Raw genomic sequence first — 23,364 nt, forward strand, 5'->3', positions numbered from 1 at the left:
TGAAAGAAGTGAGCTAATACCGTTAGTTATGATTGATAAAAGGTCACTCTTTAGGGAGTGGCTTTTTTTGTTGGGTGGAAGTTTTATTTTGGTGTTAATATAATCGTTATTTTAAGAACATATGTAAGGCAATAAGCAATGGCAAATGTTGAGAATCTTGAGAATCGACTTATAAAACTTATTGATAACGAAAAACCATGGGCTATTGCGTTAACTGGTGAGTGGGGTGTCGGTAAGACACACCTATGGGACAAAATCCGCGATGAAAATAAAGAAGTGTTTTCTGGTAAAAAATATGCATACGTTTCTTTATTTGGTCTGGATTCATTAGCAAGCCTAAAATCTACAATTGCTATAGAAGTGCATAAATCAGTAGGGATTAACGACAATATATGGAAGAAAGACATCCTCAAACCTACTAAAAGGCTTCTATCATCCCTGACAGGTAGTAGCATTGGAACTACTTCTGATGTACGCATAGGACTGAATCTTGGTAATAATATTATTACCAATGTTATTTTTTCACATCTCAAGAATACATTGGTTTGCTTAGACGACATAGAAAGGAAATCAGATAACTTACCAATGTCAGAAATAATGGGTTTGGTGAATTATCTTAAAAATGAACGTAAGTGCCAAATTGTTATGATATTACACAACGAGCAATCAGAAGATAAAGATTATTTCGATAAGCATAAGGAGAAAGTTTTCGATGAATTGCTTGTTTTAGATAACTCGCTATCTATTATCAAAAGCATCGTAGATAGTAAGGTCTTTACAATATATGAGCAATTTTATGAAATTATTGAAATAAAGAACTTACGGTTCTACCAACGGGTTGATAGGTCCTTTAAACTCTTTGATAAGTCTTTTCATTCATTATCACAGTTAAGTAAAGAGCAAATATTGAGATTTATCTTAATAATACGAATGGCATATGATATGCCATCAGCGCTAGGTGATGACGTTGATTTTAAATTTTTTATTGATAGCTTCAACTCTAAAAACATTAAGAATTTTAGAGGCTACAAAAAACAAAATGCTTATAAAGAACAAAATGAGATTCCAGATAATATAGCTAAATTTAATAAGATTAATGATTCCATTCATCCATTTTATAATTATTTTGAGATCTCAGATTGGGGAGAAATTGTTGTATCTTGGATTACAGAGTTAGATTTCGATAAAGAAGCCACTAGCAACCTTATAGAAAAGGACAGGATTACTGAAGAAAAATTAATGACTGATAGACTAATTTCTGATATTTTAAATGAGTTTCATAGTATGGAAATAGAGCCTCACTTTGCAGAGCGCTTATACTATACAGCCTGCGCTAAGGTAGGAAGAACACAACTCAATAACTTAAGTTTTTACTGTGATATTCTCGAAATATGTAATAAAAAGGATTTGGCTAGTCAGCTAGAAGCACATATAAAACGACATATCACAAATAGTATTAACCATCATCAAATAAGGGTCTCTATTGATGACTTTTACTCCTTTGGCAGAAAGGAAAATGATCGGTTTTATGACTTTACTGTTAATACAATAAATGATTATAAAACTAATAATATCAGCTCTGATATTGTGTCATCTATATTTTTAGATTTTCATAAAAGCAATCGCAGTGTATACAATCCTAGTGATGGAAATATACTGAAATTAGTTGATAAATATATGTTGAGAAGAGTAATTTGGACAAATATCGACATGATTTTAGGGAATCGTAAATTATTTATTCATTCAATATTACTTCATCCAAGCTTGAATGAGATTGAAGGTAAAAGAGAGGATGTCAGATTATGGATATTAGAGTTACTTCAAGAAAAGATTGAAAACAACCCAAACAGCGAACCTTCCGTAAAAATGTGGTTAGAACATACCAACAACTTAACAGATAATTTAACTTAGCTCTTGGGTTCAATAAATTTTATGACACAACAAGAGAGTAAACTATACTTAATACCAAATAGTCGCATTGAGACGTGGTTTAGCCGCGATTATAGCGGTATCCTTGATGATGCACAGGGCTGTGGGTGCTTGGCTAGAGGCGGTCACTCGAATGCTGGAAGGACTCTGACTTTAGCACCCGTCACTGTGTTATCCAAGATATAAGTAAAAAGCGGAATTGGCTCCGATATTTAGTTGTTAGATATAGAAAATTCAACATCATGACGTAATTTCAAAATCAAATCAGCCACTGCTCAATATTTCTCTACAAAAAAAGCAAGTCTTGCGACTTGCTTTTTTAAATATTATCTAACGAACTACTTACCACTAAATGCCTTATTTAATAGCCGCTTGATAAATTGGTGTCACTTCAGGCAAAAGTGCTTTAATTTTAGCGATACGCTGCCCAGAGTTTGGATGCGTAGATGTCAACGTAGCTAAAGTGCTGCTACGACCATTTTCGGCTTCCATTTTTTCCCATACTGAAACGGCAGATGCTGGATTATAGCCTGCCTGAGCCATCAAACGTAAACCACCCGCATCAGCTTCTGATTCTTGACTACGAGAAAACGGCTTATCAATACCTAAGTCACTAATCAAACCTAGCGAATCATCACTTAACCCTGTTTTTGACTGTAGTTGCGCACCACCTAATTGCATCGCTAAACCGGTCAGAACCTTTTGCCCTGCGTCCTTTTTACTGTGCTCAGACAATGCATGGGTCATTTCGTGTCCCATAATTGCAGCGATTTCTGCATCAGTTAGCTTTAGCGTCTCTACAATACCTGTGTAAAAAGCCATTTTGCCACCAGGCATTGCCCAAGCATTTAATTCAGGTGAGCGTATAACAGTGATCTGCCAATCAAAAGGCACGCCTGTTGTATTAGCTTGAACAGCGTAAGGCTTTATACGGTTAAAGACTTTCTTAACTCGAATGGCAGTCGAAGAAGTATTATCTACTGCGCCTTGACTCTTAGCACTAGAAACCACTTGAGAGTAACTTTTCGCCGCATCGCTATTTAGGCTAGCAGTATCGTACCCTGCCATATCGGCGACAGTAGTACAGCCCACCAAACTAGTAATAGTCGTTAGCAATAGAACATTTTTCATTTTATTAAAAGTTGTCATTAGACGTCCAAGTTGAAAGGTATGGTTAAAGTAAATAGATAAAATCAAAGCCCATTACCAAAGTTTATGTCATGCATGACACTACTTAAAAGTAGGTGTAACTGCTAATGTAACTAGATTGTAAATAATGTGTCTGAATTATCGGAGGAGATTACCATTAAAGGACACAAAAGTCTACTAATTAGCGGGCTATCATTTATTCCTTGAGTGCCGAAAACGTTACTTAATTTGCAAGTGTTAAATATTTGTTTATCAATACTCACATGAATCAACTATTTGTCCTATTCTGTTGCGTTACCTTTCTTAATCTTTTGTTAAATGTATTTAAACTGCGATTGCATTATCATTTAATCAGTTCAACGGCATTCGTGAACTAGAGCTATATAAAATACCTCATTAAGGATTTCATATGAAAAAACTATTATTCATCATCTTAGCATCTACTGTTGGTGTAAGCGCCTGTGCGTCAAGCGGAACGTCAGAAAGCAATCACAGTCACAATCAACAAAAACCAGCGATGTCAGCTGACATGAAAAAAGCCATGGATGATTGCGCTAAAAAAGCTGGCGTAAAAATGTCTAAAGACAGTCGCCCAAGTCAAAGTGACATGAAAAAATTAGATGCATGTATGAGTGCAAAAGGCTACGAAAAACCTGAAGGCCATGGTCATTCGCACTGATTCGTATTTTTTAGACAGTTATTAAAAAAGACCACTTTTTAGGAAGCGGTCTTTTTTATTGGGTGGTTATCACTAACGCTATCCAACCTACAAGTTAGACATTTTTCGGAAGTTAGATAAGCTTTGTCGAAACATTCATTAACCCCGTATCTACCGTCTTCTTATTAAGCATCAAAACAGCTATAAGCATTTTATTCTTTTTGCCAAAAAACCTTATACTTTATCTTAGCTTTCAATATAATGTCATAATGTCTGCTCATTACATCTATACCCTTTATAATAACGTATCCATACCAACCAACCTGCGTATCTAACCCATGACTTCAATCAGTTACGTACAGCAGCAGCACATTACCCGACTATGCGTGCGCTGCGGATTACTCCTTATGCAATATGGTGCCGAGTCTGCCGTGGTGGTGGACTTGTCTAAACGCTTAGGCGTTGCATTGGGGATGAATAGCGTAGAATGTTCGCTCAATTTTAACGCTCTAACGCTAACAACCATCTGTGATGAGCGCTGTATCACCACCACCAGAGACACCATCAACCAAAGCATTCATGTCAATTTATTGGTACAAATTCAGCAAATAGTCAATAAGACCGAAGCCGCTACTAACGATGACAAGCTAACTTCAGAGCTGACTGAGCGCACCATTCTCGCCTTTGATGAGCTAGATAAAACAGTGTATCCAACGTGGATAGTATGTCTGTTTGTGGGCGTGTCTTGTGCCGCGTTTGCTTATCTCAATGATGGCAATTGGTCAATTACCGCAGTGACTTTCGTTGCAGGTATGGTTGCGATGCTGACCCGTATCTATCTGTCCAAACACCATTTCAATCCCTTTATCACGGTTATTGTGACGGCATTTATTGCCTCTTTAATTGGCTCAACCACCTATTATTTTGATGTGGGCAATAGTGCCGATATTGCGGTTGCATCCAGTGTATTACTACTGGTACCTAGCTTTCCACTCATTAACTCGCTATCAGACATTTTAAAAGGCTATGTCAATATTGGGGTTGGGCGTGCTGTTTTTACTTACATGCTAACCTTGTCTTCGTGCGTTGGTATTGTATTGGCGCTTATTTTACTTCGAATACAGCACTGGGGGTTTTAAGATGTGGTTCATTAAAACCGTTGTCCTATCTTGCATCATTACCCTCGGTTGGACACTAATGTTCACTGTACCCAGACGTTATATTTTGCCTTGTTTACTCATGACGGCGTTTGGGTTTGGGCTAAAAACCGCTCTTGTCCATCAGCATATTCACCTCATGGTTGCTAGCTTTTTTGGCGCCATGCTCGCCAGCTTTTTGGGTGTGTATTTTTCTAAAAAATATACTCTACCCCCCAAAGCACTCATTTCGCCAAGTGTGATTTGTATGATGCCCGGTATCGCCGCGTATAAGGCAATGGTCAGTATGGTGCAGATTGGCTATTTTGGCTATTCAGATGCACTATTTAGTCAAATGATGGTCTATTTATTTGAAGCTTTATTTGTCACTTCTGGATTGGTACTAGGCTTGTCCATTCCTGGGCTGTTATTTTATAGACGCCGTGCTATTGTTTAGATAAGTTTAAATATCTAAATATTAAGCTGTTTCTGGCTAAATAATGCTCATATCTAAGCGGTTCAACCCATCTTGAGCATAAAAACTTGTAAGATGAATGATAATACCCATTACAGTAGAGTCCAAAACAATCGTATTCAAAACAATACACTTGAAAACTGCATCAATAATCACTTAATAAAGAGACCCCATTATGACCAAACATTATGACTATATCGCCATTGGCGGCGGCAGCGGTGGTATTGCCTCAATCAACCGTGCAGCAAGCTATGGCAAAAAATGCGCCATTATCGAAGCCAACCAACTGGGTGGTACTTGTGTGAATTTGGGCTGTGTACCAAAAAAAGTAATGTGGTATGGTGCGCAGGTGGCAGAAGCCATTCATAAATATGCACCAGATTATGGGTTTGATGTAGATTTTAAAGGCTTTGATTTTCAGAAGCTGGTACAAAGCCGTCAACAATACATCGAAAACATTCACCGCTCTTACGACAATAACTTGGCCAAAAATGGTGTAGAAGTCATTAAAGGCTTTGCCAAATTTGTTGATACCAATACCGTAGAAGTCAATGGCGAACTCATTACTGCGGACCATATCTTGATTGCCACGGGCGGTCATCCGATTCAACCAAACATCAAAGGCGCAGAATACGGCATCGATTCTGATGGATTTTTTGCCTTGAACCATTTACCAAAACGCGTAGCGATTGTGGGTGCAGGCTATATCGCTGTCGAAATCGCGGGCGTATTAAACAGTCTGGGTGCTGAAGTGCATTTGTACGTGCGTAAACACTCGCCCCTACGTGCATTTGACCATACGATTGTAGAAACCTTACTGATAGAAATGGAGCAAGCTGGTATTCAACTACATACCAATACCGTGATCAACGAAGTTAATAAAAATGATGATGACAGCCTCGACTTAACTACTAATAATGGCAATGAAGATCGTATCGATACCGTAGACTGCTTGATTTGGGCGATTGGTCGTGCGCCATCGACAGACGGTATCAATCTGCAAGTAACAGGCGTCGCGACGACTGAGACTGGTAAGATTAAAGTCGATAAATTCCAAAACACCAATGTCGATAACATCTATGCAGTTGGCGATATTATCGAAAACAGCGTAGATCTAACACCTGTAGCGATTGCCGCTGGTCGCCGCTTATCAGAGCGTTTGTTTAACAACAAGCATGATGAACATTTAGACTATACCTTAATACCGACGGTTATTTTCACGCATCCAGCTATTGGTACCATTGGCTTGTCTGAAATTGATGCCATTAATCAATTTGGTAAAGACAATATCAAATGCTACTCATCAACGTTTACCGATATGTACAGTGCCGTTACCCAGCATCGCCAAAAATGCACCATGAAGCTTGTGTGCTTAGGCGATGACGAAAAAGTCATTGGCCTGCATGGTATTGGTTTTGGTGTTGATGAGATGATTCAAGGCTTTGCCGTCGCTATCAAAATGGGCGCGACGAAAGCGGACTTTGATAATACCGTTGCCATTCATCCAACTGGTTCAGAAGAGTTTGTGACGATGCGTTAGTTGATGATGCGCTAAACTTATTATCTGAGCTAAAAGTAAAAGGCTACTCTAAATCGAGTGGCCTTTTTAGTTTGGGCTCCACAACCTAAATAATGAAGTGTCTTAGTATACTTAAATTATCGATTTACTATAAAACCACTCTTTAAGTTTTGCATAACTCACCTTCCCCGTCTTAGTCATAGGCAAACTTTCTATTAATATAATCTGCTGAGGCAGCTGATAACGTGCTAGCTTAGGTTTGAGCCATTGCATCAGTTGTTCGTTATTCATTGGTGGGTTATCGCCAACCAAACTGACAAAAGCGACTAGCCGCTTGCCAAACTCATTATTGTCTATCGCAATGACGGCAACTTGTTCAATCTGCGGATGTTGTTTGAGCGCATTTTCAATATCTAGCGGATACACGTTTTCACCACCAGATACGATCATGTCGTCCGCACGACCTTTTAGGAATAAATACCCTGCTGCATTGCGATAGACCAAATCACCTGTACTGATATAGCTGGTCGCACTGATATTTGTAGCAGTATTGGTCACGGATTTATTATCCATTGACCATGCCGTAATGAGGTTTAAAACGCCTATAGCGTCATCTGATGACGATTTTTTAGTGTCAGTGTTTGAAATCCTTTCAATCGGTAATATTTGTAGACGTACGCCCTTGATCGCCTTACCAATGCTATCAGGATAGCGGTGTAAATCAGCGGGAGTTGCCATGACTCCGAAACCTGATTCAGAGGTGCCATAGAGATTAAACAAAGTATCACCAGTATGAGCCAACGTCTGCTTAGCAAGATTGGCGTCGAGCTTAGCACCACCTGAGATTATCCGCCGAACAGAAAGGAAAATTGGATGATAAATTGGATGATAAATAGCGTCTTTATCTTCTCTAATTTTGAGCTGAGCATATTCGCGCTGTTTGAGTTTGTCGTAATTAAGCAAGCGCTTGAGCATCGTTGGTACTAAAATAAGCGTTTCAATCTGATTATGACAAACCAAATGACTGGCTTCAGTGCTATTAAATTTATCACTGATAAAGATACGAGCAGAGAGCAGTATGGAGATAATGAGTGCCGACAATCCATAGCCATGATAAAAGGGCACGGCAATATAGACAGAGTGATATTTAGCCAATTCTACTTCATTCAACAATGCCAGAAACGGCATAAGCATCGCAAGCGGTGACGGCTCACGCTTGGCAAATTTAATACGGCCACTGGTACCGCCTGTTAGGACATTTATTTTACCTGATGACTGGCGTGCGAGTTTATGGCCGTTTTTTCTATGCTTAGCGAATCCCTGCTGAGCCGCTAACTCTATGTTTTCAAAGCTTGCAGCAAGAAACTGGTTCACTGCTTCGGTACTAATTACTATTGGCACCGTCTCTGATTTAAGCGCTGATACCTTTGAGACAATGCTGATAAATTCATCATCACAGATAAGCATATCGTATGCTTGCTGCTCAATAATTTGCTCGATTTGACTATGACTCATATCGGTATTGAGCAAAGTGATATCAGCGCCAGTACGTGCAGCTGCAAATAAAGCCAAGACGCTACTGCTATGATTGGTGCAGAGTAGCGCCACTTTTGCTTTATAGTGTGAATGGTTGCTAGTCTTAGCACGACTGCTCATCTGTAACTTTTCATTGAGATAAGCCGCTAATGACAGGGCTAATTCATAACTCTGTTGATAGCTGTACTGTTGATTTAGCGTGCTTCTATTGGGTGCAACATGGCTAGCAAATTCGAGCAAGACCATCAGGTTTGCGCCATGCTTATAAATGGATCTGGTGGCGCAAAAAATACCTTTCGGTGTTAGCAGACCGATACGGTACAAGTTGCGAATACTGGTAAATATCCACCCCAGCCATGATGATGTTAACTGGCTACTTTCATCTTGACTCTGCTGTTTGTTACTCTGCTTCTGATGGCTATTAGACATTGATAAGTCTCTATTCTTTGCTGTTAGACCTTGAAGGCTAATGCCTTTTTATTAGGCCATGCCCTCATTTCACAGATGGTGATAAAAATGAAATAAATTGCAGTCAAACAAGGAAAATAGCACAAATAATATCGAGATATTAGTCAGCTATTTGGCAGGGTTTAGCCCTTTTTAACACATTTAGATGACTATCGATTGGATTGAGGGCACACCCTAGCGTGACTGGTGCCGATAATAACTGCGAACACAAAGCTCTAACGGTCTTTTGAATAGCAATGCTAGAATCTCGACAGGATATAACCACCAAGGCTTAAAACTGGTTTTTTTATGAATGATAAGCCTACTAATGAGCGCGGCGACTTGCTCAGTAGTCATGGTAGGAGCAGATTGATAGATAGCCGTTGGCGCGATCATACGAGTGCGAACCAAAGGCAAATACAACGTACTGGTCGTTATTTTTTGCGCATATAATTCTGGTGACACTGACCGAAACCACTGATCAAAAGCAGACTTAGAGGCTTGATAAGCAGACCATTTAGGCATCGGTGGTAGCAATACATTGAGTGCGGATACGTTGATGATATGCCCTTGATTGATACCAAGCTGAGGTATCAGACCTAAGCATAATTTAACAGGCGCTAGATAATTTAGACTGATAGTGCGCTCATAATCGTGACCGCGCTCAAGAGAATCCATGACAGAGCGCATAATGGATTGGCCAGCATTATTAATAAAAATGTCTACGCTAAGCGTTTGTAAAAACTGGATGCAGCGTTCGAGTGATTCATCATCTCTTAAATCTATAGGATAGATACTGGCTGATGCATGGGTTTGATAAATGTGAGCTTGTACTTGCTCTAACTTTTCCGTGGTTCTACCGACTAGTATTAATTTAACAGGCTTCAGTTGTTCATTCTGTCTATTATCTGGTGTGGTTAAGCTTGCCAACAGATAAGCAAGCTGCTCACCGATACCATAACTTGCACCTGTAATGAGTATGGTTTTACCAGCTATCTCATGAGCCAATCGCTGCTTTTCTTTACTGGATAAACTACAGCTTGGAAAGAGCAGTCTCTCAAGCAGTCTAGTGCTCAACCGTTGCTTATGGCCTTTGTCTGTATGTGGACTATACTGGTTCATAATTGGTCAATAATGTGTGAGTTATATTGAATATGTGCTATTAGAGCGTGCCATCAATTAGCACATTAATGCAATTTATGACACGCCCTAGTTTTATAAATTATTTAATGCTCACATTATTAAACTGCCCAAGATTTTCTAGACTACCCTGCTCGCTCTGTGGCACTGACTTGAGTAAAACGCTCTTGTTAGATTGTCTCACTGTAATGCCTTGCTTATTGATCTGATAAACCACAGGCTTATTGAGAAAGCTAAGTGTTTTTTTAGCCGTGTCATAAACAAATTGCCCATCATAATACAGCTCAATTCTGTCATTTTTATCGGCAAAGGCATAATACATCTGCTCACCTTCCTCGTTATAAGTGTTATTTAAGACCATTTTTTTACCATTGTCTAAATCTAACTTGTAAACGAAAGGCAATGTACCATCGTGGCTTTCGTCATCGTACTCAGGTAGCATCTCATAGCTATCTTCTACCATTTCACCATTAACTCTTGTGCTCTCGGTGATAGAGATTAATCCTTTTGAATTATATTCTTCTACAAGCACATGCACAGCCACTGGCTGATTATCGATTACTTTATACTTTGAATATTCATGCCATGCTGCGCCACTCTTACTCATGGTATCTAAGGTTTTCGTGGTTTTATTAAAACCAAAAAATCCGCAATAATTCTGTGCTAACTCGGTAAACCCTTGACTATAAACAAAAGTATTACCATCTTTTAGATAGACTTGATAAGAAGGACCGCCATAGCAACTATTGCGCCCATCTTTTATCGCTAAATCTTTTTGTCCATCAAAATTAAAATCGTCATAGATCAACACACTATGTTCACCATAAGGAATACTGACGATATTGGCACTAATTTTTTCACCCAATTGATGTTCTTCGCTATTACTTAGCTCATACTTAATATCGATACTAGCAGGCTGACTGATAAGGATTTTATGTGTCTTCTCATCTATAATTTTTACGATTTTATTTGCTTCATCGCCATAGTCATTCCCATCTATTTCCTCAATGACTGCATAATAATCGTCTGAGAAATCTTGGATTTGATAGGTTTGCGCCAAGGCCGAATAGGACAATAGTGGCGAAACCAGCAGCCCCGACAATAAAGCAGTTTTTTTGAATGGCTTGTTGCATATCAAAATCATATCTATCCTTGTGATTAGAGTCTGTTAAACATTCAAATGTAGTGCTAGGACCTTTTCTCAATCTGAACATTACATTTTAAATGTGCTAAAAATATAGCTCAGTTTTAGGGCGTGTCCTCAATTCAATCGATAGTCATCTAAATGGGTTAAAAATGGCTAAATCTTGCCAAACGGCGTCAAATAGCTGATTAATATCTCGATATTATCTGCGCTATTTTCCTTGTTTGACTGCAGTTTATCTCATTTTTATCACCATTTTTAAAATGAGGACACGCCCTAGTTACCCAATACCCACTCATCATTTACTTGATAAACTTTAAAGCTGGTCTTGTTGGTTGCACTATTACCACCAATCGTCTGAGTAATATCGGCCGTACACATATAAGTATTCTCACCTTCAGTGGTGTCACAATTTATATTCTCGACGCTTTCAAGCTCAGGCATCATGCCTTCCATCATGCTACTCATCGCTTTTGCCATTTCATCATTTTCTGCATTTGCCATGGCATCGTCCATCATGCTGTTGGCTTGCTCATATTGCGCTTCAATCAACCCTTCCACTGTGCTTTCGGAAGGTGAATTTGAACATGCAACAAATAATGGTGTTAACACAGCTATTACTGCTAACTTTTTAAAACTTTTCACAATACTCTCAATGTATCTATAAAGTTACCTGAACTATACAGAATTATAACTTTAAACCCAACATAATTTCTCGATATTTGCCTATTTATATTTATTATACTGTTTTTTATACTTCCATCATTTCTACGCAAATGGCTTTAGAAGCTTTAAGTGACCTTCATACAGTTTAAGTGACTTTCATACAGACAACATAATCCTAGTGCTGCTATCATGCGCTTAATAATGATTGCTGAGAGATGACTGTGTGGCAGGTGTATTTTTTTATATTGCCGATTGGCTTAGGTATCATGACCTTGGCAGCAAGCTTGCTTTGTTTATTTGCTTATCTGATGTCCGATGACAATGCCACGCGCCTGCCAGCTTTTAACTGGTTTAAGCGCTTAATCGTTGTGGCATTTTTATTATTGAGCGTGGGATTATTTATGACCTTTGGATATTTTTGGCGTTAACATTCTGCTGATATATCTAACCTTTACGCATTAGTGACTTTTTCTAGTTCTAATAACTCTAAGTCTTCACGCTTTGGCTCACCATTATTGCCATCGTTTGGAAACGGCATTTTATTGCCATTTAACTGATAGCCACGGCGTTCATAGTAAGCCAACAGCTCAGGACGATGGCTCAAAATAGACATGGTCAAACGGCTTGGCTGACCCTGTGACTGCAGATGGTGGCTAGCAAAAATTTCGGCGGCTTGTAGTATTTCATGACCGATACCCTGCCCTTGTAGCTCAGGCAATACCGCAAACATGCCGATATAGGCTTTTTTACTCAAGTCTGCATCGACGGTTATATCCACAGCGATACAGGCTAACAACTCACCCGTCTCGTCTCCATTACGCGTACCTGTACTGGTTTTTGGATATACAAAAAAGTAGTGCTTCGGATCATTGATAATGTTGGTAAGCGCCTCTGCTGTCGTGCGAATACCACCAATGAGATCAGCTTCGTTAGTCCACCCTGCTGTCTGGCGGTAACAACGGTTTAACAGTTGCTCAAGTGCATCAATATCAGTCAATGTGGCTTGCCGTAAAAACACAGAATCTTTGTGCATATTATTATTCTCCTATCCGTATATTAAAAAAGCTGACTTTATTTATAAAGCCAGCCTCAATAATAATACTGATAGTGTGCAAATTGCTAGAGCTTGTCTTAATGTGATTGTGATAATGCCTGTGCTTGCTCAATAATATCCAATCCTGCATTGAGCTGAGCACGTGTCGGTGCGTGACCACGGCGTAATAGCTCAGCGAAAGCAACTAACTCTTTGTCATGTCCAAGCGTACTTGCCGCACTAGCTCGTGTGTCCTCATTTTTATCATCAAAATAGTATTCGATATAATCTAGCGTGTCTGGTGTACCAAATAATATGCTGTTATCTGGCGTCTGTGCATGACCACTGTAGCGTAGGCTTTTACCGTATTGCATGGTCCAAAAAAACGGTACACGATCATCAAGCGATGCCACTGAATCATCTTTTAATATCGCAGCGGCAGACACAAGACCATGTTGCAATGCCACGCGCCAGTGTTCAATACGCATGCGCCCCATTTGACCTGATGCTTTGGCGATATCGCCCAAGGCATAAACACTATCACGCAGTTGTAATGTACTGTCCACTTGTACACCATCTGGGTCATTGACCTCTGCTAATAGGTTGGTATTGGCTGATACACCTGTTCCTAAAATCACAATGTCCGCATCAATATACTCACCACTTGCTAGCGTAACACCACCCACTTGTGAAAAGGTTTGTTGTTCTTCATTTTCAGACTGATTAACAACCCTTTTTACCTCAGTTACTTCATTGACCGTCGCATCAAATACAAAGTTGATGCCGTTCTCCTCATGCAGCTTAATCAGCGCATTGCTGACGGTTTCTGAGACGATGTTTCCCATCACGCGACTGTCTTGGCCAATCACGGTAATTGATGCTGTCGTGCCCGCTTGTGCCAATGCTGAGGCGACCTCCATACCGATAAAACCAGTACCGATAATCACCACACGTTGGTCATGACTAGCAGCTTTTATTAATTTGGCATCTTCCATACTGCGTAATGTATAAACACCATCCAAATCCGCACCTTTAATGGGTGGTCTGGTAGGAGATGCACCTGTAGCAACCACTAAAAAGTCCGCTGTAATCGCCTCGTTTTCGCCATTACTATCAACCATATTTACGCGGCGCTCATTAGGTAACACTTCGCTGACCGTTTGATTCAAACTCAGCTTAATATCGTTTTTTTGTGCCCAATCTGCCCCGCCAAGTAGTAGCTTTTCTTCGGCCATATTTCCTGCTAAAAATACTTTAGAAAGTAATGGTCGATTATAAGGAGCCTTGCCTTCATTACTGATCAAAGTAATCTGACCTGCATAGCCAGTATGGCGCAATTGATGTGCAATCATAAATCCAGAACCGCCACCACCAACGATAATGGTATGCGTGTCAGGCAACTTATCACGTTCAACACGCTCATTGATCTGATCGGAAGTATCAATCAACAAGGTGTCACCTTCATCAGTCACTGTGTACCGAGTCAATCCTTCTATCGCTATTGGCTCTAATAACGTGCCATCACGACTGTCAAAAGTCGCATGATGCCATGGGCAAACCACACGATGGCCACAACGTAAGCCATTACCGAGATCTGCGCCAGCATGTGGGCACTTACCATCGAATGCATGAAACGTGCTGTCGTCACGCGTGATTAAAATGATACTATCGTCATCTTGTTTATATGACTTCATACCACCATTTGGAATATCAGCCTTATCAATGGTGACTGTATTAATCGTTGCATTAGTCATAAGTCTTCCTTAATGGTTATAATACTTTATTAATAGATAGTAACAAGCGCATCTGAAACACGATGTTTTTTTATAGGATTACTGCGTTGCAAAACGTAATCTTAACGCCAAATAACACCTATATCACTTACCTCTAAAACTGATAACCAACACAACAGACTATTTTATGACTTCTCTAGATAACAACATTACAACGACGGTCTCTCAATCATATTTTGAGCACACATCACTTACTAATGAGACAGTTGAGGTAGCAGACATCGATATCACTGCCGCAGCAGATACCTCACAATTGCCGCAGCCGGTACTACCACTATTAAAACAAGCCACTTATAAAGCCAAGACGACAGACTTCATCGTCAATGAGATATTGCCGTTAGACTTTACAGATGAAGGTGAGCATCTATGGTTACATATCCAAAAATCAGGCATGAATACCGCATATCTAGCCAAACTATTGTCAGAGTGGGCCGAGATTCCATTACGTGATGTTGGCTACTCAGGATTGAAGGATCGTCATGCGCTGACAACCCAATGGTTTAGTTTACGCATACCAAAAAAGCAATTGCCGCCTACTAAATTTGCACCAGTAGATATCGGAGAAAATGAGTCTGTCACTATCCTTGCGCAGCACTGGCATAACAAAAAACTCAATCGCGGTACGCATCGTGCCAACCAATTTGTGATTACATTGCGTGATATTCAGTTTACAGAGCATGACACTGAGCGCTTAACCCCTGAGCAATTACTATCTGCAAAGAAAGCTATCGAACAACATTTAGCGACTATTAGTAAAAGTGGTGTACCCAATTATTTTGGTCCGCAACGCTTCGGGCGTAATGGTAATAATATTAGAGAAGCCTTGAGACTATTTGCACGTCCAGTGCCAGAAAGTCGCCCACAGCCCAAAAAGAGTAAACGCAAGCGTGCACCGCGCGAGCAAAACACGATGGAACTGTCTGCTGCACGCAGCCTGATATTTAACGAAATACTGGCAGCGCGTGTCCGCGATGGAAGCTGGAATACAGGCTTGGCCGGTGAGGTATTTAACCTAGATGGTTCAGGATCGATATTCACCAGTGAAGCGATAGACGACACATTACGCGCACGACTAGCCACTGGCGATATTCATCCAACGGCTGTGTTATGGGGCAAGAGTAACGATAAAGTCAGTAGCGTAGCCGCAGATATTGAGCATCAAGTTGTAAAATACAGCCCATTATTGACGCAGCTAGCAGCAGGGTTAGAGCAACGTGATATTAAGGCTCAAAGACGAGCATTACGCTTACCTATCGAAGCGTTGACGTGGGAATGGCAGGATAAAGAAGGTGAGGAAACACTGGTATTAAGCTTCACGCTAACGACTGGTAGCTTTGCCACAAGTGTATTAGCAAGCTTAGTCAAGCAATTAGCAATTAGCAATTAGCAATTAGCAATTAGCAATTAGCAATTAGCAATTAGCAAACATGATAATCAAATCAATGAAGGGTGATATGAAAGACAAAACTGGCCTATCAATCATGGAGACCACTAACACCATCGGCTATTTAGGTACCATAAAGCGAGTTAATCCTATGATCACCTGCTGCCCACATCTCATTAGCACTGACCACTTGATTACGACCGCGGTGCTTGGCTTCATATAGAGCCTTGTCCGCAGTGCCTATTAATAGTTGGCAAATATCCTGAGATAGCTGTGTGAATTCAGTTTGGTTATCAAATGTGCTTTCAGTATAACATTCGGTTGGCTGCGACTCATCAAGCTCACATCCTGTCTCTGTCTTTCCTGCTGCTCGATTCGCTTGCTTAAGAGAGGCACATTCTTTATAAGTCAGCGAATACACTCCTAGACTAGCAGTTATAGTAAAAGTCGTTTGATTATCAACCGTAATCACATTTTCCGCGATAGATCGTCTTAATTGTTCCGCAATAACCATAGCGCTGGCATGGCTCTTATCTGGCAGTACAATCAAAAACTCCTCGCCGCCATATCGGCTGACAATCATATCGTCCGTTAAAGACTGTGATAGCGTCTGTGCTACTGTAATTAAAACTTGATCGCCCACATCATGACCGTAGTTGTCATTGACCTCCTTAAACCAATCTAAATCCAATAAAATAACGCTGATATCTTGCGTCTCCTCTATCGTCACCAATGCTTGCTTCATTTGCATCAAACCATAACGACGGTTTTTTAGTTGTGTCAGCTCATCTTGATTGGCATGTTGCAAGGTTTCTTTTCTACTATTATCTAATACCACCAACAAAGTACGGAACATATAGATAATAAATATGGCTTTTGGTAGCGACATATACATATGTGTAGAACGCCACAAAATATTGGAAGATTGACGTAGGTAATTGATACCCTCCCAATTCAATGCTTCGTTTTTCATGATTGTCATATCACTATAAGTCATATAACTATGAATACTAGGAGGAAGAGTAATGGCACTCATTTGACGCAGACTGGGTAAGGTGATGCCACAATAAGGAAATAGTGTTACTAATAATATCGCAATAATCTGCCCTAAAAAAGCTCTCCAAACATAGCGTCGACGTATGAGCAGCATTCCCAACATCGCACTACCAAGCAAGGATACACCCGTGACCAAACTACTATATCCTAGTATGACTATAATAAAGGTAATATAGACACTATAAACAGTGATGAGCACTGCTTGCCAAGTATATAAATTGTTATGAGGGTTTTTGGCTGGTGAAAAACGGCTGGACATCCATAACAAAAAAACACAGACCATCGTTACGCCAGTCCACAACGAATAGAGAAGGCTCATATCAATAAAAGCACTATAAACATCGCGTTGATACCAAACAAATAAACACCACAACCAATGCGAAAAAACATCCATTACCATAAATGAAGCCAGCAGCGATGTTCTATCAGCAGCTTGCCATTCAAAAACAGCTTTAGAAAGCTTTTTGTAGCCTAAATAGTATTTAGATACAGCCATAATGGGCTACCGAAAATAATAAATTTATTGAATTAAAAACCAGCAAGCAAGGTCTGTTAAAACCATGCAGTGTGTCAAGTTCCACTTGAACTATCAAGCCACTTGATACATTCATACGTCAATAACTGACGCTTAATAGCGAACTTTATTTTCATTGAAGTCTTAACTCAAGTAGCGTCACAGACAAGTAGTGTTAAAAACTAATAATATTAAAAAAAGTAATACTAAAAATAAGTAGTACCAAAGATTAAACGATAATTAGAGGTTTTTCAGTGGATTTAGTAAGTATTTTTTGAGTAGTCCTAGGACGTGTTCAATACGCCCTAAGACAATTTCACTTTAAGACGGTTTTTCTTTAAGGTAATTTCGCTTTAAGACAGTTTCGCCTTAAGAAAACTTTGTAAAAGATTGCCAAACCCCTTGCTGCTCTGGATTTAGGACTGGAACATCACCCAATCGTCGCCACGGCATATTACTACCATGAAAATCGCTACCTATTGAAGTAACAAGATTGTGCTCAGCGATACTGCGATCCACCATTCTACGAGTACTAATTGGCTCACTAGTCGCTGGTAACTCACAGCCATCACCACCTAGCTGAGCAAACTCTTCAATAAGTTTACGCACACGAGTAGCCGACAGCTGATAGCGTGTAGGATGCGCAAGTACTGCCTGCCCGCCACACGCATGGATCAACTCGATACCCTCAGCCATACTCAGCGCATTGATAGCGACATAAGCGGGCTTGTTGTCTGCCAGATATTTATCAAAGGCCTTTTGTACGGTTTTAACTTCACCACGCTCAAACAATACTTGACCAATATGCGCACGTCCAACTGCTTGTGGGTTACCGCCTGCTTTTTTAAGCACATCTTGCCATAGCTCATCATAATTGATATCTAACAACGCGCTGAGCTTTTCGGTGATTTTCTGACCACGAGTAGCACGGCTGTCTTGCAGTTGCTGCAACGTTGCATGCATTTTCTCTCGATCAGTAAAGTCCAGTCCAAGCACATGGATGATTTTATTGGTTGATTTGTTTTTACCGTAACCACCACTCAGAGTATGCTCACAGCTTATTTCCACTCCATTGATGAGCTGCATATCACAGGCAGTAGCAGCCACTCTCGCCTCATCGATTCCTGCTAACGTATCATGATCGGTCAGTGCCAATACATTGACGCCAGCCGCATGGGCACGCTGTACCACTTCTGTTGGTGCATAAGTACCATCAGAGCACGTACTGTGACAATGTAAATCGAATTTCATAAGGTAAGCCTTAGCATTTTTAAAAATAGTAATGGTTGAGAAGAGGCTGAGTCATATACGGTTATTATATTTTATCTAGGTGTATATTAACATCGCTTAATCGTTATATTTGATATTAGTGATGTTCATAAGTCGCCATCATCAGATATTGCCGTGCCGACCGATGATGTAAGATGATTAACATTTTGACTGCTTTTTTTTGACGCAGTAGACGTGTAAACTACCCCATACGTTTTTGTTGGACATACCCTTTGCTATGAAAGCCTTATTAGATCTAATTCCTTTAGTTGCTTTTTTTATTGCTGCTCGATATAACGGCATTTTAGCAGCGGCTGGCGCGTTACTCATCGCCACTATTATTGTTTATGCCATCCATTTCATTCGCCAAAAAGGCAAGTTTGATAAGCAGCAATGGATCGTCTTACTTTTAACCATTGGGTTTTGTGGCATCACCTTACTTTTGCGTGATGATATCTACCTGCGTTGGAAGTCGCCTATTATCAATGGTATCTTTGCTTTCACGCTATTAGGAAGTGTCATCATCAACAAGCCTTTAATGCAACTCGCTATGAAAGATGTTTTTTTACTCACAATGAGCGGTTGGAAAAAACTAACCATTGCTTGGGCATTGTTCTTTGCTTTTATGGGTTTTTTACATTATATCACAGCCTTTACGATGTCAGATGAAGCATGGATTAACTTTAAATCTTATGGCTGGATTCCGATTATGTTGGTATTCATTGTGGCCCAGTTTGCAGTATTAAAAAACTATTTAAATCCAGAACTGACCAACAAAACTACTAAGTAATACTTAGGCTATTATTTTATAATGTCTGCTGTTTTTAGATATCCGCAACGACTGTATTAGTTGCTATGAACTAATTCTTACTAATTAAACACATCTTAAATTAATCATCACTTTATTGAGGAAAACCCATGTCCTTATTTGCCATTATTGGTCACGACGTTGCAGACAGCAGCGCACAGCGTCAAATCACTCGTACCGAACATATTGAACGCCTTAAAGTATTGAACAACGAGCAGCGACTCGTTATCGCAGGACCAAACCCTATCGAGCACGGACAAAGTGCCATGTCAGGCAGTTTAATTATCGCTGATTTTGATTCTATTGAGGCGGCACAGGCGTGGGCAAATGATGAACCTTACTTACGTGATGGTGTCTACAGCCATGTAGATATCAAACCATTTATTCAAGCACTGCCAACCCCTACTGAACAGTCAAATGTTAAAGTAGCAGCATCGTGAATCAGCGTGTCTCTTGTTCAAATACTCGCCAATACAAAGTCAGTCTTGCTGTCTTGATGTTGTTTGCTACGGTATCGGCTCAAGCCATACCCACTATAAATAACACTGACGACAACGATCCATTAGCATTGGCTATAGGTCAAGATACCATTGACGCGCAACAAAACAATCCTTCAGCATTGAATATAAATGGTACTTTAGCGGCGCAACTACAGCCATCTAAACAGGCGCTATCCGATGCCAACCAAGAGCTACTAAGCCGTAATGCTCAGCTACAGCGTCAAGTAAATGATTTGCAAACTCAGGTAAATGTCTTGGTTTATGAGAGTAAAGGGCAGCTATTTTTGTATGGTGCATTTACGGTCTTAATCAGTTTATTAGTCGGTATTTTTATCTCATGGTTGGTATTTACCCGCCGTGATCGCTGGTAACGCCCTCTCTCTTTATTGCTTTATCTTATGTGATTGTCTATGCCTAACTCCATATCTGTATCAAAAGAAACCTGCAATGCCCCTATATCAGATCAACACACTAACTCATTAAACATCATCACTCCAGCCAAGATTGATTGGCAGCTAGATGATGCTGGTAAACCAGTACCCGTGTCTGGTGAGTTTGGAGATGTGTATTTTTCGCATGCAGACGGGTTAGCAGAGACACGTCATGTGTTTTTAACACATAACAAATTACCTGAACGTTTGGCAATGCTTAATCCAACGCAATGCTTTACGATTGCAGAATTGGGTTTTGGTACTGGGCTTAATCTATTGGCAACTTGGGAACTATGGCGGCAGTTACGCAAGGCGCATCCGCATTTAGCAACGGCTCGCCTACATTTTATTACGACCGAAAAGTTCCCCATACCACTGACAGATCTGACCCAAATACTAGCCTTATGGCAACAGCGCGCGCCTGAGTTGGCAGCACCAATTACGCAGCTTTTGGCTACCTATCCACCCCTTATCGCAGGCTGTCATCGTTTAAATTTTTATGATGACAACTTGACCGTTGATATGTGGTTTGGTGATGCAGCTGAGAGCTTGGGTAAGTTAGCTAATAAGTTAGCAACGCAACTGGCGAACGCTCCTGCACCTTATGTTGACGCTTGGTTTTTAGACGGCTTCGCACCTTCTTGTAATGAGACACTATGGGCAAAAGACATCTTTGCACAAGTGCAGCGCTTATCTCATCCCACCACGACCGCCGCCACTTATAGCTGTGCCGGTATTGTAAAACGTGGTCTAAAAGAGCATGGCTTTGAGATTAATAAAGTAAAAGGGTTTGGGCGAAAGAAGCAAATGCTAACAGCCGTCATGACGGACGCTATAGAATCAGATGAGCCTCATAGTAACTATACCAACCATCCTGATGGTACTTGTCACATACCTTCTCATAGCGCGGTGATTGGCGCTGGTGTTTCAGGACTATTGACAGCGTGGTCACTAGCTAATCGTGGCATCCAAGTGACTTTATTAGACAAGTCAGCACCGCTAGCTGGAGCATCAGGCAATCCTCGCGCGCTCCTAGCACCGAAGATGACACCGATTCATCATGTCGATGAGCATTTACATACCATAGGTTATCTCTATAGTACTCAACTATATCAACTACTAAATAAGCAAGCAATCAAAGAGAAAACCGCGCCCATACTTGAGCCAACGGGAGCACTAGACTTACTTATCAAAGCCAATATCGGTACAGCGCAAATCGCTGATTACCCTAACCCTATGGCAACCACGCTAAGCAATGAACAAGCAAAGAAAACGGCTGGATTAATAGAACAGGATCTATCAGAAAACCTCTATCTACCGCAGTCAGGATTGGTCAATCCACAAGCATTAAAAGATATCATTCTGACGCATCCGCTCATTAGCTTTCAACAGGTGACAGTTCATGAAATGAGTGAGGCAGACGATGAGGTTGGTATTAAAGGACATAACCAACATAAAGAATCGATATCCATCGCTGCTGATAATGTGATCGTGTGTGCGGCTTTTGAGAGTCATCAGCTGGATAAGCGAATTTTTGATTGTCGTAAAATTCGTGGGCAGCTATCTTGGTTTACACCAACTCCTGAACAGTACGCTAAGCTACCCAAAACCCCGCTCAAGTACAGTGGTTACTGCACGCCTTTCACCGCACAAGTGGGTGACGATGGTTTGAATAATGTAGAGACAGGCCAACCTCAGTTTTTACTGGGAGCGAGCTTTATACGCAATGACATAGACACAAAGATACGCATGGATGAGCATCAGATTAGCCGCGATAAACTGATCACAGCGATTCCTGAAATGGAGGCTATTATTCCAACAGATATGAGCGGATGGCAAGGACGTGCAGGGGTTCGTACCCAAACACCTGACTACCACCCCATCGTTGGACAGTTAAATGATAGTAGACGGATTTGGGTTGTGAATGCAATGGGTGCTAAAGGCTATGCCATTGCACCGCTGTGTGCTGAGGCTTTAGCGGATATGATGATTGGTACATTTTCACCGTTATCAGCAGCGATGCTCGCGCGTCTATCGCCAAACCGTACGCGTTTACAAACACCGCTTACTTAAGTGCTTCTTGTAGTCAAAAATGCTAATCATTACCTTCTATTCTAGATTTAACCGAACCAAAAAGCGATTTTCCAGAATCAGACTCAGGTGAGTTTTGATGGGAAATTTTAGCACTATTGTCATTTTTTATAGTGGCTTGAGGCGCGGCTAATGTTCGCATTTGGGTAATATCACGAGTGTTCTTTTGGACAGTCACGGCAGCAAATAAACTCATAGCAAAAGCCATCATATAAAAGCCTTTTTCGCTAAAACTCAAGCTTCCAGCATTCATCAGCCCCATCACAATCAGAGCAATAGACAACCCTAAAGCCGCCCAACTGATTAAATAGTACATGTTTGTCGTTGGAATGCCTTCACTACGATCACGAAGCGTTTTTTGTAAACTAATGGCTGAATAAAGGCCAAGAGCAAGTACTGCAATATAGTAACCTTTTTCGTTTAATAACATGCCCTGTGCGTTCCATAATCCAAATATATACGCCAGCACACCAACTAACATTACCGCCCAAGAAGTCCCAACATAAGCCGTCGTGGGTTTGTAAGCAGCTAACTGACTCTTAGTAATCATGTCATCGTTCATCGTAGTCCTTAATTAAAAATAAAATAAATACTTGGTAATAAGTTATATTTTTATCGATTTCTGTTTTGCCTTAACATAGCACAAGCATGTTATATTGTAATCTAAAATTATTATTTTAAATAAA

At 40.4% G+C, this 23,364-nt stretch carries 21 protein-coding genes; 11 read left to right on the forward strand and 10 right to left on the reverse strand.

Annotated features, from left to right (window positions below):
* Window positions 1-138: 138 nt before the first annotated feature.
* Entirely contained in the window at window positions 139-1,911 is a 1,773-nt protein-coding gene (locus ACT3QP_RS05585; RefSeq protein WP_444524772.1) for a P-loop NTPase fold protein, read from the forward strand.
* Window positions 1,912-2,286: 375 nt separating this feature from the next.
* On the opposite strand, the gene ACT3QP_RS05590 is transcribed toward ACT3QP_RS05585, so the two are convergent.
* The gene (locus tag ACT3QP_RS05590; RefSeq protein ID WP_444524807.1) at window positions 2,287-3,060 is read right to left on the reverse strand and encodes a M48 family metallopeptidase; all 774 of its coding nucleotides are present in this window, start codon (window positions 3,058-3,060) and stop codon (window positions 2,287-2,289) included.
* A 427-nt stretch (window positions 3,061-3,487) separates the two neighbouring features.
* Between ACT3QP_RS05590 and ACT3QP_RS05595 the strand changes: the two genes are divergently transcribed.
* The 4 genes from ACT3QP_RS05595 (at window position 3,488) to gorA (ending at window position 6,887) form a co-directional block, all read left to right on the forward strand.
* Complete coding sequence (locus tag ACT3QP_RS05595) at window positions 3,488-3,757, forward strand: hypothetical protein (protein WP_444524773.1); 270 nt, start codon at window positions 3,488-3,490, stop codon at window positions 3,755-3,757.
* 317 nt (window positions 3,758-4,074) lie between these two features.
* Window positions 4,075-4,875: a threonine/serine ThrE exporter family protein gene (locus ACT3QP_RS05600; protein ID WP_444524774.1), complete on the forward strand. Its 801-nt coding sequence runs from the start codon at window positions 4,075-4,077 to the stop codon at window positions 4,873-4,875.
* Window position 4,876: 1 nt separating this feature from the next.
* Window positions 4,877-5,329, forward strand: coding sequence for a threonine/serine exporter family protein (locus ACT3QP_RS05605; RefSeq protein ID WP_444524775.1), 453 nt, complete (start codon window positions 4,877-4,879; stop codon window positions 5,327-5,329).
* A 193-nt stretch (window positions 5,330-5,522) separates the two neighbouring features.
* Window positions 5,523-6,887: a glutathione-disulfide reductase gene (gene gorA / locus ACT3QP_RS05610; protein WP_444524776.1), complete on the forward strand. Its 1,365-nt coding sequence runs from the start codon at window positions 5,523-5,525 to the stop codon at window positions 6,885-6,887.
* Between the two features lie 111 nt (window positions 6,888-6,998).
* Here gorA and ACT3QP_RS05615 read toward each other — a convergent pair whose 3' ends face one another.
* From ACT3QP_RS05615 to ACT3QP_RS05630, 4 genes are all read right to left on the reverse strand, one after another.
* Window positions 6,999-8,831 carry an AMP-binding protein gene (locus tag ACT3QP_RS05615; RefSeq protein ID WP_444524777.1) on the reverse strand — a complete coding sequence of 611 codons (1,833 nt, stop codon included), beginning with the start codon at window positions 8,829-8,831 and terminating at the stop codon, window positions 6,999-7,001.
* 213 nt (window positions 8,832-9,044) lie between these two features.
* Window positions 9,045-9,971, reverse strand: a complete 927-nt coding sequence (locus ACT3QP_RS05620) for an SDR family NAD(P)-dependent oxidoreductase (protein WP_444524778.1) — start codon at window positions 9,969-9,971, stop codon at window positions 9,045-9,047.
* 100 nt (window positions 9,972-10,071) lie between these two features.
* Window positions 10,072-11,133, reverse strand: a complete 1,062-nt coding sequence (locus ACT3QP_RS05625) for an XAC2610-related protein (RefSeq protein ID WP_444524779.1) — start codon at window positions 11,131-11,133, stop codon at window positions 10,072-10,074.
* A gap of 276 nt (window positions 11,134-11,409) precedes the next feature.
* Window positions 11,410-11,778, reverse strand: coding sequence for a hypothetical protein (locus ACT3QP_RS05630; RefSeq protein WP_444524780.1), 369 nt, complete (start codon window positions 11,776-11,778; stop codon window positions 11,410-11,412).
* Window positions 11,779-12,014: 236 nt separating this feature from the next.
* Between ACT3QP_RS05630 and ACT3QP_RS05635 the strand changes: the two genes are divergently transcribed.
* A complete protein-coding gene (locus ACT3QP_RS05635; protein ID WP_444524781.1) occupies window positions 12,015-12,227 on the forward strand; it encodes a hypothetical protein in 213 nt (70 codons plus the stop codon).
* A 23-nt stretch (window positions 12,228-12,250) separates the two neighbouring features.
* On the opposite strand, the gene ACT3QP_RS05640 is transcribed toward ACT3QP_RS05635, so the two are convergent.
* Entirely contained in the window at window positions 12,251-12,832 is a 582-nt protein-coding gene (locus ACT3QP_RS05640) for a GNAT family N-acetyltransferase (protein ID WP_444524782.1), read from the reverse strand.
* A gap of 98 nt (window positions 12,833-12,930) precedes the next feature.
* Window positions 12,931-14,586 carry an FAD-dependent oxidoreductase gene (locus ACT3QP_RS05645; RefSeq protein WP_444524783.1) on the reverse strand — a complete coding sequence of 552 codons (1,656 nt, stop codon included), beginning with the start codon at window positions 14,584-14,586 and terminating at the stop codon, window positions 12,931-12,933.
* 166 nt (window positions 14,587-14,752) lie between these two features.
* Here ACT3QP_RS05645 and truD point away from each other — a divergent pair, with 166 nt between their 5' ends.
* The gene (gene truD, locus ACT3QP_RS05650) at window positions 14,753-16,012 is read left to right on the forward strand and encodes a tRNA pseudouridine(13) synthase TruD (protein WP_444524784.1); all 1,260 of its coding nucleotides are present in this window, start codon (window positions 14,753-14,755) and stop codon (window positions 16,010-16,012) included.
* Window positions 16,013-16,133: 121 nt separating this feature from the next.
* Here the strand turns inward: truD and ACT3QP_RS05655 are convergent, their stop codons facing one another.
* Window positions 16,134-17,561, reverse strand: coding sequence for a GGDEF domain-containing protein (locus tag ACT3QP_RS05655; RefSeq protein WP_192520375.1), 1,428 nt, complete (start codon window positions 17,559-17,561; stop codon window positions 16,134-16,136).
* A 387-nt stretch (window positions 17,562-17,948) separates the two neighbouring features.
* Window positions 17,949-18,830, reverse strand: a complete 882-nt coding sequence (locus tag ACT3QP_RS05660; protein WP_192520581.1) for a PHP domain-containing protein — start codon at window positions 18,828-18,830, stop codon at window positions 17,949-17,951.
* Window positions 18,831-19,086: 256 nt separating this feature from the next.
* On the opposite strand from ACT3QP_RS05660, the gene ispZ reads away from it, so the two are divergent.
* The 4 genes from ispZ to mnmC all read left to right on the forward strand — a co-directional run bounded on the left by ispZ (window position 19,087) and on the right by mnmC (window position 22,660).
* Window positions 19,087-19,638: a septation protein IspZ gene (ispZ, locus tag ACT3QP_RS05665; protein WP_192520580.1), complete on the forward strand. Its 552-nt coding sequence runs from the start codon at window positions 19,087-19,089 to the stop codon at window positions 19,636-19,638.
* 128 nt (window positions 19,639-19,766) lie between these two features.
* On the forward strand, window positions 19,767-20,096 hold the full coding sequence (locus ACT3QP_RS05670; protein ID WP_192520579.1) for a YciI family protein: 330 nt from the start codon (window positions 19,767-19,769) through the stop codon (window positions 20,094-20,096).
* Entirely contained in the window at window positions 20,093-20,527 is a 435-nt protein-coding gene (locus ACT3QP_RS05675) for a hypothetical protein (protein ID WP_192520578.1), read from the forward strand. Before ACT3QP_RS05670 ends, ACT3QP_RS05675 begins: the two co-directional genes overlap by 4 nt.
* Before the next feature lie 39 nt (window positions 20,528-20,566).
* On the forward strand, window positions 20,567-22,660 hold the full coding sequence (gene mnmC / locus ACT3QP_RS05680) for an FAD-dependent 5-carboxymethylaminomethyl-2-thiouridine(34) oxidoreductase MnmC (RefSeq protein WP_444524785.1): 2,094 nt from the start codon (window positions 20,567-20,569) through the stop codon (window positions 22,658-22,660).
* A gap of 22 nt (window positions 22,661-22,682) precedes the next feature.
* Here the strand turns inward: mnmC and yiaA are convergent, their stop codons facing one another.
* Complete coding sequence (yiaA, locus tag ACT3QP_RS05685) at window positions 22,683-23,240, reverse strand: inner membrane protein YiaA (protein WP_192520576.1); 558 nt, start codon at window positions 23,238-23,240, stop codon at window positions 22,683-22,685.
* Window positions 23,241-23,364: the final 124 nt, after the last annotated feature.

The organism is Psychrobacter sp. AOP7-B1-24, assembly GCF_052376215.1.
Taxonomy (GTDB): Bacteria; Pseudomonadota; Gammaproteobacteria; order Pseudomonadales; family Moraxellaceae; genus Psychrobacter.